Here is a 14,686-nt window from a genome sequence, read left to right on the forward strand (position 1 = left end):
TAGTTTTTTTATTGTAATAAATTTGCACTTTAAATCAGTGAGTAATACAATTAGTATAAAAATTTGTCATAAATGGTGATCATATGGAGAATTTTATTCAAAAGTTAGAAGGGTCTTTATATAAAGGGTTTATTGATCAAAAACATAATCATCCTGGAATATATAAGCCTAAATTACTAGTAAACAATACGAAAAAAAATGAAAATGTTTTAAGTTCATTGTTGGAGGAGCTAGAAAATAGTACATCCTTTATTTTCTCAGTAGCTTTTATTACGGAAAGTGGGCTGGCGACTTTAAAATCGCATTTCCTTGATCTTAAACAAAAAGGAGTTAAAGGACGTATATTAACATCTACATTCTTAAATTTTAATACACCAAAAGTGTTTAGAGAGTTAATGAAACTTGAAAATGTAGAAGTAAGATTAACAAATTTATCTGGTTTTCATTCAAAGGGATACATATTTGATAACAAAACAAATTGTTCATTAATTGTTGGTAGTTCAAACCTGACTGCACATGCTTTAAAGGTAAACTATGAATGGAATGTTAAGTTAACATCGCATGAAGATGGAGAGATAGTACAGCATTTTAAAAATCAATTTGAAGAAGTCTGGGAGCATTCTCAAGTATTAACTGAAGAGTTGATTGCAAATTACGAAACAATATATGAACAAGTTGCAGAGAATAAGTTGCTAGATCGAGTTATAGAATTACCTGGTCAATATCATAATGCAATTGAAGAAGCGTTGAAAATTACGCCAAATAAAATGCAACAAGCTGCGCTACAAGAAATACAAGCTATTCGAGACGCTGGAGAAGCAAAAGGATTAGTTATTTCCGCAACAGGAACGGGTAAGACATATCTTTCGGCATTTGATGTTAGAAATTTTGCACCTAAACGGATGCTATTTATTGTTCATCGGGAGCAAATATTAAATAAAGCAAAATCAGATTTTCAAAAGGTTCTTGGTGGAGCCGATGAGGACTTTGGAGTTTTATCAGGATCAAATAAGCAAATAAATGCTAAATATTTATTTGCGACAATCCAGACTATTTCAAAGGAAGAAAATTTACATCAATTTGATCCTGGGTTATTTGATTATATTTTAATAGATGAAGTTCATAAAGCTGGTGCTAGTTCTTATCATAGAGTCATTGATTATTTTAAACCGAAATTTTTAATGGGAATGACCGCTACACCTGAACGTACAGACAATTTTAATATTTATGAGCTATTTGATTACAACATTGCTTATGAAATTCGATTGCAAGAAGCACTTGAAGAAGATATGCTTTGTCCTTTTCATTATTTTGGAGTTACTGATTTTGAATATAATGGTGAAAAGATAGATGACACTACTGTTTTATCTAAGCTTGTTACGGAAGAACGAGTGGATCATATAGTTGAAAAAGTAAAATATTACGGTTTTTCTGGTAAGAAAGTAACAGGACTAATGTTTTGCAGCCGAAAAGATGAGGCAGAACAATTATCACATGCCTTAAATAATAGAGGTTTTCGCACATTTGCATTAACAGGAGATCATTCCCAAGAGGAAAGAGAATTGCGCGTGAATCAATTAGAAAATGGCGTACTTGATTATATTTTAACGGTGGATATATTTAATGAAGGAATTGATATTCCGAGTGTGAATCAAGTTGTTATGTTACGACAAACTCAATCGAGTATTATCTTTATACAGCAATTGGGGCGTGGACTTCGAAAACACGATTCAAAAGATTTTGTTACGATCATTGATTTTATTGGAAACTATAAAAACAACTATTTAATTCCGATTGCCCTTTCCGGAGATAAATCACAAAATAAAGATAATATACGTAGATATACAAATGACACGAGTTATATTAAAGGTATTTCAACAGTTAACTTTGAAGAGATAGCGAAAAAGCAGATCTTTAAAGCAATTAACGAAAGCAATTTAACAGCTATGAAAGTATTAAAGGAAGCTTTTGGTGAGTTGAAAAATAGAATAGGAAGAATTCCGTATCTATATGACTTTATCGTAAACCATTCTATTGATCCAGTTGTACTTGTAGAAGGGTATTCGAACTATTATCAGTTTTTATTGAAAATGAAAGAGGATCTCCCTGCATTAACAGAGTACGAAAATAAAGTTTTAACGATGTTTTCATTGGAAGTATTAAATGGAAAACGTAAAAACGAAATCGTTTTGTTAGACTTATTATTAAAGCAAGAAAAAGTTGATAAGGATGAGTATATAAAACAACTTGAAGAATCTAATTGCTTAACAGATGATGCTACGATTACTTCTGTGCAGCGGGTTTTTGAGTTATCGTTTTTCACACAGAATAACCAGAAAAAATATGGTGAAAAGCCAATTCTCGCGTTACAAGAAGATAATAAGTACATGTTTAATGATCTAATCCGAGAAAGTTTAGAACAGAATGAATACTTCAAGTACATGGTAATGGACATCATTAAAAGTGCGAAAGAAAAAAACAAAAACTATGAGTGTGATAGTAACCTTACTATATATAAAAAATATTCAAGAAAAGATGCATGTAAACTTTTAAATTGGCACATTGATGAGACTTCAACTATGTATGGCTATAAAACCAAATACGGTACTTGCCCAATATTTGTCACATATCATAAAAACGATGAGGTAGAATCGAGTGTGAACTATGGTGATGAATTCCTTAATCAAGATGTTCTTAAATGGTATACAAGAAGTAATAGAACATTAAAATCGAAGGAAGTTCAAACAATTATTGATGCTAAAGAAAATAATATTGACGTCCATATTTTTGTGAAAAAAGATGATGACGAGGGAAGCGACTTTTACTATTTAGGAAAAGCGAGACCTGATAAAACAAGTGTAGAACAAACTGAAATGCAAGATAAAAATGGAAAAGAACTGCCGGTTGTTACGATGAATATGATTATGGAGAAATCGGTGGATAATAAGCTCTATGATTATTTAAAGGATAGTAATGTTTTGTAGGTAGATTAAAAGTTCAATAATATTATTACTTTAAAATAATAAAAAGAAGTTTGAGTTTTTAAAGTAATATCTATATGCAAGATAAGGCTGTATCAAACTAACATCAGAGTATGTTTTTGATATGGCCTTATTTATTGAATTATAATATATTGTTTAAATATTTATTGTATGCAAATAGAAAGAAAAGTACTAAATCTTGTATAATATAATCAAAAAGTTACAATATTAGCCATGGAGGAATTCAAATGCCAACCTACAACAAATTAGTAAGAGATCGCATACCAGAAATTATCGAGAATAATGGAAAAACATTCACAACTAGAATACTAGATGAAAAAGAATATATAGAAGAAGTGAGTAAGAAAACACAAGAGGAGTTAGCTGAGTATTTAGAGGCTGAAAGTAAAGAACATAAAGTAGAAGAATTAGCTGATTTATTAGAGCTAGTGAATGCGTTAGCACAATATGAAGGTGTAACGTTAGAGGCTGTTGAGCAGGTACGTAAACAGAAGGCTGAAAAACGTGGTGGTTTTCAGGAGAGAATTTTTTTAGTTGAGGTACATGATGACTAATGTACAGCTCGTTACGAATAATTTGATCCATAAGCTAGAGCGCTATATGGATGATGCAAAATCGATATATATTTTAACTTCGTTTGTTATGAAATCAGGCGTAGATATCTTAGCCTCTTTTTTGCGGAAAGCAGCAGAAAAGAATGTAGATATTAAGATTTGTACAGGAGATTATTTGTATATTACGCAACCAGATGCTTTAGAGAAATTGTATGAAATTCATCCTGATATTGATATTCGACTGTGGAGGAGTGCAGGAAAATCATTTCATCCGAAGGCTTATTTATTTGAGCATGAGAGCGAAGGAGTTATGATTGTTGGTTCTTCTAATATGTCTCGTTCCGCGCTAACAAGTGGTGTGGAATGGAGCTTGCTTGTGAAAGAGAGTGTTGGAGAGGGAGCTTTTTCGGAGGCGATTGATCAATTTTTACATATTCATATGAATGAAGCAACTCAGCCTATTAATATAGAAACAATTAAACAATATCGTAAAGAGTATGAAGAATTTCATACAACTCATTCAAGTTTAGTCCGAACTTGGACAAAGCAAGAAGAGATTGAAATGATGATTCCCTCGGGACAAGAGGATTATACTGCGAGATCAGGAGTAGAAATTGAATTAGAGGAATCAGCTGTATATGAAACAAAGATTGTACCACGCTTTGCACAATTACCTGCATTGGAACAATTAGAGAATGTATTGGAAGAAGGATACAACAAAGCGATGGTTGTTATGGCAACTGGACTTGGTAAGACTTATTTAGCTGCTTTTTTTGCAAAACGTTTTAAGCGAGTTTTATTTATTGCGCATTTAGAAGAAATATTAAATCAAGCAGAAAAATCTTTTCTACGTGTAATCGATAATAAGACTACGGGGATTTATAATGGAAAGAAAAAGGAAGGCGAGAAGGATGTTGTTTTTGCATCTATTCAAACGTTGAGTAGAAAGCGTCACTTAGAAAACTTCTCACCTAATGATTTTGACCTTATTATTGTAGACGAGTTCCATCATGCTGCAGCTAACAGTTATCAAAGAGTACTAGATTATTTTGATCCTAACTTCTTATTGGGAATAACGGCAACACCAGATCGAAATGATTTTCGTGATATTTATTCGATTTGTGATGGGAACGTTGCATATCGAATTGATTTTATGGAAGCGATTCAGCGTGGATGGTTATCTCCATTTCACTATTATGGAGTACATGATGATACTGACTACTCACAAATACGTTGGATAGGCAATAAGTATGATCGTGAGGAACTTGCGCAAGTGCAGTTGAGAGAGGAACTCGCCTTAAATATTTTAGAAGCTTGGAAGAAATATAAAAAAACTAGAACAATTGTCTTTTGCTCTAGTATTAGGCAAGCAGTCTTTTTATCTATATATTTTAATGAGAGCGGTTATAGTACAATTTCACTTCATTCGGAAACAAAACATATTTCCAGAGAAGATGCGATTAAACAGCTGGATAATAATGAACTAGATGCTATTTTTACAGTAGATTTATTTAACGAAGGTGTTGATATTCCATCTGTCGATACACTTTTATTTGTTCGCCCAACAGAATCATTAACAATTTTCACGCAACAAATTGGTCGTGGTTTACGATTGCATGAGCATAAGGAGTATTGTGTTGTAATTGATTTAATTGCAAATTATCGAAATGCAGATATAAAAATGCAAATGCTTCGAGTGGATGATGGAAAGACGAAAGGAAATGGTACACAAAATATATTGCCAGATGGATGTACAGTAGAATTTGAATTAGAAGCAAAGCAGTTATTAGATGAATTACTGAAAAAGAAAATGCCGAGAAAAGAAAAATTGCAGCATAGCTATCAAACTGTAAAAATGGATCTTGGACGTCGACCTACATATTTAGAATTACATAAACTTGGTATAGAAGAGAGTAAAGAATATCGCCAAGAGTTTAAATCATATGTTGGCTTTTTAGCATGGAATGATGAATTAACAGAACTTGAAAAAACAGTGTTTTTACATTGTGAAGCGTGGTTGCAAGAAGTTGAAAAAACAGGAATGGCAAAAAGTTATAAAATGCTATTATTGTTGGCGATGTTGCAACGTGGAAAAGAAAGATGGTACCATCCTATCTCATCAGAAGAAGTTGCACCATTCTTCTATCAGTTTTTAATGGAAAAAGAATACCGCAAGAAAATAGATTTTAGTGACAAGCAAGCACAACGTATGTGGGAATATGATGAAGAAAAAGTTAGTAAACTAATCGCTACAATGCCAATGACAAAATGGAGTGGTAGTTCGAAAGGTTTATTATCATTTGATGAAAACTTCTTTTCTCTAAATATGGATGTTAGAAAAGAAGATGAAGAGATCTTATTCGAATGGACGAAGGAGATATGTGAATATCGTCTTCATACATATTTTGAAAGAAGGACAGCAACGCTGAAATAGGCGTTGTTTTTTTGTAAATAAGTTTTATAGGGCGAATCTCTTTAAAGGGGGATAGTTAATTAATTGCCACATATTTAATCTATTAATAATGTGGGTTTACAATCTGAACATATTATCAATAAGGTTAAATATAAAAATGAATTAGTTTATAGAAAATCCTTTTGGACAAATAAATTCAGAATTGAATTGTTTTTATGTTGCTATTTAACGAACAAATAATGGTAAAATATTCATAAATGAAATTAAGGAGGATGTAATGAATAATATAGTTCCGAGTTCAGAATCGAAATTTTTAAATCAAATAAAAATGTTACAAAGTTCATCAAAAGAGACAGTTATCCATACGAATACATTTTCATCTTTTGCAAAATATATGCATACAAAGCGCACGATTGAAGATAAAATCATTGAGGCATTAAAGAGTCTGGAGAAGCAGGATGAAAAACAGTTAATTTTACTGTGTGGGTCTGTTGGCGATGGAAAGTCACATTTGCTTTCATATTTAAATTCAGCATATCCTTCGCTATTTTCGAATGTTTTTGTACATAATGATGCGACGGAATCATACAATCCAAATGAATCTTCTATTGAAACATTAGAGAGAATTTTAAAAGGATTTAATGATGGACATATTCCAACTCAGCATACAATAGTAGCGATTAATCTTGGGGTAATGCATAATTTTTATATTTCTCAAATGGAAAAAGGTCAATTTGTACAATTAAGGAAGTTTATTGATGATAATGGTGTGTTTGATGAAAATGCATTACTCACTGGAAGGAACTACGACAAAAGATTTCAATTGTACAATTTTGCGACCGAACGAGTTTTTACATTAACATCTGAGGGAGCAAGGTCTCCTTTTTTAGAATCAATTTTTACAAAAATTGTACAGGGAAATAGTGGGAATCCAATTTATAAGGCATGGAAACAAGATGTTGAGGAGGGTATTTTGACAATTGCACATGCGAACTATCAACTTTTACAAAATGAAACAATTCGTGTTCGTGTACTGGAGAAGATTTACCATGTAATTTTGCGGGATAAGATTATGCTATCTACTCGAGCGTTCTATAACTTTATTTTCACGATAATTGTGCCAGCAGAGTTAGAATTGAATCAAAAAAAGACCGGTTTTAGCATTGAGAATACATTGCCAAATCTTTTATTTAATCATCCGGATCGTTCACCCTTACTTGAAAAAATTTATACAATAGACCCATTACACATACGTGTAAAAGAAAATGATGAGTTAATTTCTAATTTATATATATTATCGGAAAAACAAGTGTTTATTCAAAATATTTTTAATGAATGTGAAATAGATTGGCAGTCTGATATTTACCGGAATATGTACCAGCAGGCAATTGAAAAAAATCAATTACAAGAGCTATCTAAATTCATTATTAGAATGAAGGATTTAACAGAATCTACCGTATATGAAACATTCCATGATTTCGTTAAGTATCTATACTGCTTCCATACAGGTGATAATAAGTTAATGGTGAAGTTATTTACTGTTGTAAAAGAAGCGTTTATTAAATGGAAGGGATCACCGCAACCGAATTATTATTTTGTATCGAATGATTTAAGTCGATCACATCGCTTAGCGTTTCAATTGAAATTAAGGGAGTATGTGGGGAAAACGTTTGGTGCACAGGCATCAAATAAAGTAATTTTCCAATTTGATAACTATATAACCTTGGGCTTTTGTAAATCAGAATTCAACTTAGATTTAAGGCTGTATGAGCTGTTGTTAAAAGTAAAAGGTGGCTATCGCCCTAATAAAAATGAAATGAATATAGCAATTCAATTTGAAGATTTCTATAAGCAGTTATTAAGTACTGCGGAGCGAGATAGTGAGGAAGTTATGATTGTAAGAAGTGCTGATAAATCAAAGTATTTAATTACGAAGCCCAGCTTTGGTTCAGTAAAATTTGAGGTGGAGAAGGTAAGATAATGACATACACATTAGATTTTAATAGTATACAGAATTTTGTGACAGATAAAAATGATAAATATAGTTTTGAACGGAAAAAATATGTTAGAGTTTTACCACTGCCTTCACGAACAGGTGACAGAGCAGGCTATAAAGGCGGATTCTCAGCGATAACTGCAGCATTATTACGCTTAATAGATAACGAAACATTAGAATTTACAACAGCTGAGAATGTTTTAAATAGCATTTTGGATGGAGGAGAATATGACTCCGCTGAATCGAAAGCGGTATTTGAAGAGTTTTTAATGTATGAATTGAGGAATGAAGATACGAATAATGTGAGCTCTTTTCAAAATTTGAAGTATATTGCATTACCTGAGGAAAAGGCAGAATATAAAGGACAAATGCAAATTATTCAATTTTTCTATGATATTTATATTCGTGATCAACAAGATGAAATTCAAAATATTTTGAGTGAATTACAACCGGAGGGATTAATGTATGATATTTTGAATGTTGAAATTCCTAAGGTGCAAAATTCTTTAAAACAGAAATTCCCTGTAATATTTAAACAGTATCAAGAAACATTTTTAGAGGATATAAAAGCTTTAGTCAAAAATCCAGGTTTTATGGTTGAGCATATTGATGATTTATTTATTCATTATACTTTTATAGCGATGACACAAATTATTTTTCAATTGAACAAGTTTAGTAATTTCGATGAAATAAAACTACATAGTTTACCATTTTTAATGAATCAAGAAAAAGCTTCGAAGTGGAGACTTGGTTATAAGGAAGGTTTTTTACGTGTGAGAGATCAGATTTTGAATTTTTATACACATGAACATTTACTAAATATTTTAGCTTTAAATACATTTACAACAGATGAAAACCTTTACTATCATGATTACAAAAAAATCTTATCTAAAGTGGGTAGAGATGCAGAAATTGAATATATAGAATCGTTATATAAATGGATTAATGAAGTTTTTAATCGCTACCATGGATTAGGTGAGTTAGAAGCGTACAATGGTCAGGATATAGATACAGCATATCGCTATATGTTTGAGAAAATCCGTAGTAAAATTAGTGCGGAAATTTTCTCGCGTTATGCATTGGCCTATACAGCCTTTATTTCAAAGTTTTATAGGAAAAATGGCGGGTCCTTAGGGACAATTTTAGCGCTTAATTTGAAGCAATTATTATTATTAACAGCTGTTGCTGTTGGAAATAAGCCTCGTATTGAGCTAAATCAATTGTGGATTGAGTTTGATAAGCGAGGTGTCAAAGTTGATGATGATACGAAGCAGGAAATAATGGAATTATTAGATAGATTGAATTATTTAGATAAAAAAAGTGATAGTGGGGATGCACAATATGTTAAGTCCATTTTATAAAATAGTTGCGGAACAATTACAAATATTTTTTAAACATAAAGCTTTAAATAAAGAGGTCGGTCGTTATTATTTAGAGTTACCTTCTGAAGAGTATATAAAGAGAGTTGTGGATGCGTTACAAGTATTGGAAGAGGCGTCAGCTTATTCGTATGAAAGTCCTGATGGTAAAAGTGAATACAAAACGATTGCATTACGTTATGGCAATGCCAAATTTGTAATTGCTTCTACACTAGATAATACACATGTGGATTTTATTGTAACATTAAGAAATAAGATGAGTGAACAGCAAGGGGATTGGGAGAATGCCTCAATTATAATGATTTCAAATAAGAAGTTAGATTCTATTCGCGGAGGTAGTGTTAATTTAACTGCAGAAGGATTCCCACTACATAGTTCTAGTATGGTTGGTAATATACGAACAATGATAACTAATAGTAAATTACCTAAACATAATAAAGAAATGCTGTACAACTATTTAAAGCAAAGAGAGGATATACAATATATTCAAAATGTTTCATTTTTAGATTTTGAGGAATTATTAACTTGGGTGAATCAGGAAGAAATGACTACTGAAGATATTAAAATGATTAATTATTTTCAAGATCCAAAGTTAGAAATATTAATTAATAAACGTGATATATATGAAGAAAATTCTAGGGACTATAATGCTGAAGAACGAATAATCCAGAAGCGTTTAAATGATAATCAAATACTATTCGAGGACGTTACACGCATACGTGAATTAGGAAATGGTGAGGATTTATTGAAGGAGAAATTTGATTCTTCAATTGGGAGAAAGCTTTTCAAAGATGACGATTCACTTACCTTTGAAGAGATTATCAAAGCAAAGGAAAAAGTTGAGTCGCTAAAAATGATTGCATATAAGCCGGAAGAGGTAAAGGTTTGGCGAGTAGAAGAAGCCGGCAAGGAAGTTTTAGTAAAGGAATATTGGAAAATTGAAAGCCGTATCCGCACGCATGATTTTGTTATTTTTATCCCAGAGGCGGAGGCTGGACAAAAACTTAAAGTTAAGTTGCCATTTACTGCAAATACAAGGCAAGAATATATAAAAGATAAATCTAAAAAGTTCACTAAGGAAATGGGACATTCACTTGAAGTATTACTTGAGCTGAAAGATGGTTCAACATTTGTAAAAGCGGACTATAAGCATGAGAATTTGACAAAGGGTGATTATAGTTTTAGGTTCCTAGTACTACCAACTACTATGAGAAGTTTAATGGTACATGAAAATAGTTTTTCATTAAATACAAAAGGGCATCTTATATTGGAGCTGAAAAACGAATTTTTAGTATTTGGTGAAGAACCTGAAGTTGAATTTGAGTTGCAAAATAAAGACGAGATAGTCGAGATTCCTGAAGAAGGTCTTAAGCTACGATTTGCACCAGACATATTAGATATAGAAACATCTAAGTTAGCTTTTAAAGTCAGAATTGAGGCAGCAGAATTTATCGTTGAAATTGAAGATGAAGGTTTAAGTTCTTTTCCTGCGACTGCCTTCCAAATTTGGCAGCGAAAGATGTCAAAAAAAACAAATGTGGAATATACAACTTTCGATCAGCGAATTATGATTGGTGGTCAGCCATTAGTAATAAAAAAAGAATTCCGCTATTTGTATGAAATAGAAGAGAAGTGGGTAAAGGAGGGGTTGCATACAATAGAGAAGAACTTATTAGGACTACATGCAAAAGAAATTGCAATGCCTGAACGTTTAGCGGCAAGTTACTATAAATTTTTAGAATACTTTAAAATTAACAACACAATCCCGTCTTTCTCTTTTTATAATGAAGAACTTGTAGTACTAGCAAATGAGTATGTGGAAGCGTTTGTAGAAGCAATTGATTCAATTCAAGAAGCTGAGAATATGTCCCAAGAAGTGCGAGACATTTTATATCTAGGCACGTTACAAGATTCTGATGTGTTATATATGACACCGTTTTCTCCGTTAAATGTGGTTTATCAATTAATGTTAGCTAATGAACTTGCAGGTAGTGAAGTGGATCGTCATATATTGTCAAAACTAAATGCAGCATATCTAATCCCTTATTTAATAAATGAATTAGACGAGGTGTATAAGCCAAGTAACAACGGTTTACAAGCAGAATGGCATGAATTTCGTCCGAAAACTCAAGTGTCCATTGGCGAGACGAATAAATATCTTGCACAAGTGGTAGAAGAAAAATTGAAGCAGTTCTTCAAATATTATGACTATTTATTCTCGTTAACAAATGAGCCGGAAATTGTAATTGATATTATTAATATAGAAAATGATGTTGAAATTTTACGGGGTATTATACAGTGGTTTAAGCATGAAATAAAGCGTCGAAAATCATTTCAGGGATTACCATATATTAAGGTCGTTGGTTACTATGGTGATGAGAATAATTTAACAGCGTTTGAAGCATTTAATATCATGAATGACGCAGAAAAACTTAAAACAGAGTTTGATATTGATTGTAAAACGGCGAATTTTGATAGAATTGATGTATTTCAAGTTATTCAAAGGAAATTAATTTTTATAAAAAAATTAGTTAGCGAGCCAATTGAATATAGTCATTTGAAATTTTATAAAATGTTGAGTAAAGAATCCATTTCAACACAAAATGTAAGGCAAGCTCCGAACTCACTGAATTTAGATGGGCTGTATGTCACGCCAACATCCAAGCGTACAGAACAGGGGGGATATCGTAGTGGATTTGGTATAGGTGGATCAAATGAGAAACGTTCACAACTTACTAGATTTGCTACAAAAGTTAATGAACTGAGTGCAAATCGTAGAAACAAAGGGGCAAATGCTTATCATAAAGATGAAATGCTTTGTCTTCATATTGACCGAGATGATGAGAATTTTTTGAGGAATCTATATGATCAATCGATTTGGCTCGTTTTTATTGATCCAGCGGTTGATTTAGAATATTTTCAAGAAACATCAGAAGACTTAGTGATTGTACATTATTCTGATCAATTATCTTCATCGAATCATTATGATGCCATTACAGTGACAAATAAGTCAATACAATACTATAACGTAATCGAAGAATTTTTTATGAGACATGGAATTGCTTTCCCGAAAAAGAACATAAATCAAGTTATAAAGGCATTTAACACATTCAATGGGGAATGGCTATTACGAGCAGTACAGGATGTAGGACATGATCAACGTGAAAAAATGAGTATTGTAGCAGCAATTAAGTTTATGATGATTGAATTAGACGAACAGCAAGAGATTATATGGGTCCCTATTTCAATGGAAGAAATTGTCCGAGTGGCTGGGAATATACGATTAAACAAAAAAGAAGGAATCTTTTCAAGCAAATTAATAGGTCAAAAAGGATCACTAAGTGATGATTTATTAATGATTGGTGTCAAGCGATATGAGGATCAGCTTTATATGTATTTTTATCCGATAGAAGTGAAAATTGGTAATAACTCAAATGAAATAATTAGGAAGGGAACACAACAAGTAACGAATTTAACGAAAATTTTAAGCCAAGAACTAATAATAAATACAGGATTTGAAGCGAAATTCCTACGTAATTTCTTTGCTAAATTATTCATTGTTAATGCACGTAAAATGGAAGTGAATGCATTTTGGCCAGAAAAGAGTTATAAGTTAGATGAAAAAACAATTGAACTATTACTAAATGATAAATTTGTTGTCACGGAAGATCATCAGACAACATTCAACATTGGAGCCGTTGTTTCGTTTAGGAAGGATGCGCACGTTAAATGTAAGGAAAAGTATAATGACGTAATGGTCTATGATATTCCAGAAAGAATTGCCTATAAAGCAATAGGGATGACGATTGAAGAGCTGAAAAGGGACGATTACAGTAATATAATCTTAATTGATCAAATTCAAGATGGAAAGAAACAAACTGTGGATTTACCAGAATATTTACCGACACCAGAGTTGCTAGTTGGAAATATGCCTAATTCAGAGGGGACAAATGAGCTAAAGAAAGATTTCATACATTCATCTAACGTGATTGGTGGTTGCTATGAAACTCAAAAAGAAAAAATAGCAATTGATTCTGGTGACGTAGCAAAAAATAATATTGGAATTGAAACGATTGGGGGGACTACTGCAACTGAAATTGCTGTCAGTATAGATGAAATAGAAGAAAAGGATGCAGTTAATAAAATAGAAATAAAAAATGAGAATGTAAATCACTCCGTTGTAATAAAAGATCAGGTTCAAGAGATTAGACCTTTATTTGGTTATCTGCAATCTACTGAAGACCCTATTTATTGGGAGTTTGGTCATCCACAATTAAATAATCGTCATTTAATCATTGGTGGGCGTTCAGGAGAAGGGAAGACGTATTTTATTCAATCTATGCTGCTTCAATTAGCTAAAGTAGGACAATCTTCGGTAATTATTGACTATTCAGCGAGCTATACCAAATCAAAGCTTGATGAGAAGTTTATTAAGGTTTTGGGTGATCGTATTCACGAAAGAATTGTGTATGATGACAAGTTACCAATTAATCCGTTTCTACGACGTGAATTTTACACAAACCATGGTTTTCGTGTTGAAAAATCGTATGAGGTAGCGGGGCGAATAGCTGCTATTTTTGAATCGGTATTTAACTTTGGTCCACAGCAAGCGAATGCAATTTATACGGCTATCAAAGAAGGAATCGATAAATACGAAGAGGCTTTTACAATGAAGAAACTCATGTTGGAGTTAAAAGAAATAGAAGACGTTTCTGGCTCAACGTTAGCTTCTATCGTAAACAAGCTCCAGCAATTTGTTGATATTGATCCATTCGACTATAATGAGCAATTTACATGGGATAATTATTATAAAAAAGCAGGACAAATCTCTATTATCCAGTTTGATGGATTCGATCAGGATAATATTAAAAAGTTAATGACAGAGTTATTACTTTGGGAAATTTGGTATTACGCACAGCGTGGAAACGAAGAGCAACCAATGCCTGTGGTTCTAGATGAGGCACAAAATTTAAGTTTTAAATCAGGTTCACCTTCGGATAAAATCCTTCGTGAAGGACGCAAATTTGGTATTACAGCTTGGTTTGCAACACAATCATTTGTTAATTTCAAACCAACAGAAATGAGTGCTCTTGAAAACGCTACGACTTCGATTTATTTTCATCCAATTGATAGTGATATTAAAGGTGTTTCGGAGAAGCTGTATTTAGAAAGGCGAGATCAAGTATTGCTCCACGGTTTAGGAAAAGGAGAATGCTTCGTTCGAGGGAAATTCTTATTACCAACAGGAGAATTATCAAAACAAACTATAAAGATGATTAAAGTACCGCCAATTCAATAAAAAATTAAGAAGACTAAGACATGAAGACGTGATTTTGTCAAAG

The 14,686-nt window shown here is 32.3% G+C and carries 6 protein-coding genes; all 6 read left to right on the forward strand.

Annotated elements, in window-relative coordinates:
- Positions 1-83: 83 nt before the first annotated feature.
- Complete coding sequence (locus DOS87_RS04880) at positions 84-2,984, forward strand: DEAD/DEAH box helicase (protein WP_086398404.1); 2,901 nt, start codon at positions 84-86, stop codon at positions 2,982-2,984.
- Between the two features lie 245 nt (positions 2,985-3,229).
- Entirely contained in the window at positions 3,230-3,556 is a 327-nt protein-coding gene (locus DOS87_RS04885; protein ID WP_001143692.1) for a nucleoside triphosphate pyrophosphohydrolase, read from the forward strand.
- On the forward strand, positions 3,549-5,990 hold the full coding sequence (locus DOS87_RS04890; protein WP_086398405.1) for a DEAD/DEAH box helicase family protein: 2,442 nt from the start codon (positions 3,549-3,551) through the stop codon (positions 5,988-5,990). The genes DOS87_RS04885 and DOS87_RS04890 overlap by 8 nt, the downstream gene beginning before the upstream one ends.
- A 256-nt stretch (positions 5,991-6,246) precedes the next feature.
- Positions 6,247-7,950, forward strand: a complete 1,704-nt coding sequence (dptF, locus tag DOS87_RS04895) for a DNA phosphorothioation-dependent restriction protein DptF (protein WP_256942096.1) — start codon at positions 6,247-6,249, stop codon at positions 7,948-7,950.
- 38 nt (positions 7,951-7,988) lie between these two features.
- Entirely contained in the window at positions 7,989-9,326 is a 1,338-nt protein-coding gene (dptG, locus tag DOS87_RS04900; RefSeq protein ID WP_086398474.1) for a DNA phosphorothioation-dependent restriction protein DptG, read from the forward strand.
- The gene (gene dptH, locus DOS87_RS04905) at positions 9,307-14,643 is read left to right on the forward strand and encodes a DNA phosphorothioation-dependent restriction protein DptH (protein WP_086398406.1); all 5,337 of its coding nucleotides are present in this window, start codon (positions 9,307-9,309) and stop codon (positions 14,641-14,643) included. Before dptG ends, dptH begins: the two co-directional genes overlap by 20 nt.
- Positions 14,644-14,686 lie beyond the last annotated feature (43 nt).

The organism is Bacillus sp. CR71 (assembly GCF_003429245.1).
Taxonomy (GTDB): Bacteria; Bacillota; Bacilli; order Bacillales; family Bacillaceae_G; genus Bacillus_A; species Bacillus_A thuringiensis_S.

Bases quoted from the DNA above. Each gene is read 5' to 3' on its own strand.
- DOS87_RS04880 (WP_086398404.1), top strand. From the start codon at position 84: ATGGAGAATTTTATTCAAAAGTTAGAAGGGTCTTTATATAAAGGGTTT.
- DOS87_RS04885 (WP_001143692.1), top strand. From the start codon at position 3,230: ATGCCAACCTACAACAAATTAGTAAGAGATCGCATACCAGAAATTATC.
- DOS87_RS04890 (WP_086398405.1), top strand. From the start codon at position 3,549: ATGACTAATGTACAGCTCGTTACGAATAATTTGATCCATAAGCTAGAG.
- dptF (WP_256942096.1), top strand. From the start codon at position 6,247: ATGAATAATATAGTTCCGAGTTCAGAATCGAAATTTTTAAATCAAATA.
- dptH (WP_086398406.1), top strand. From the start codon at position 9,307: ATGTTAAGTCCATTTTATAAAATAGTTGCGGAACAATTACAAATATTT.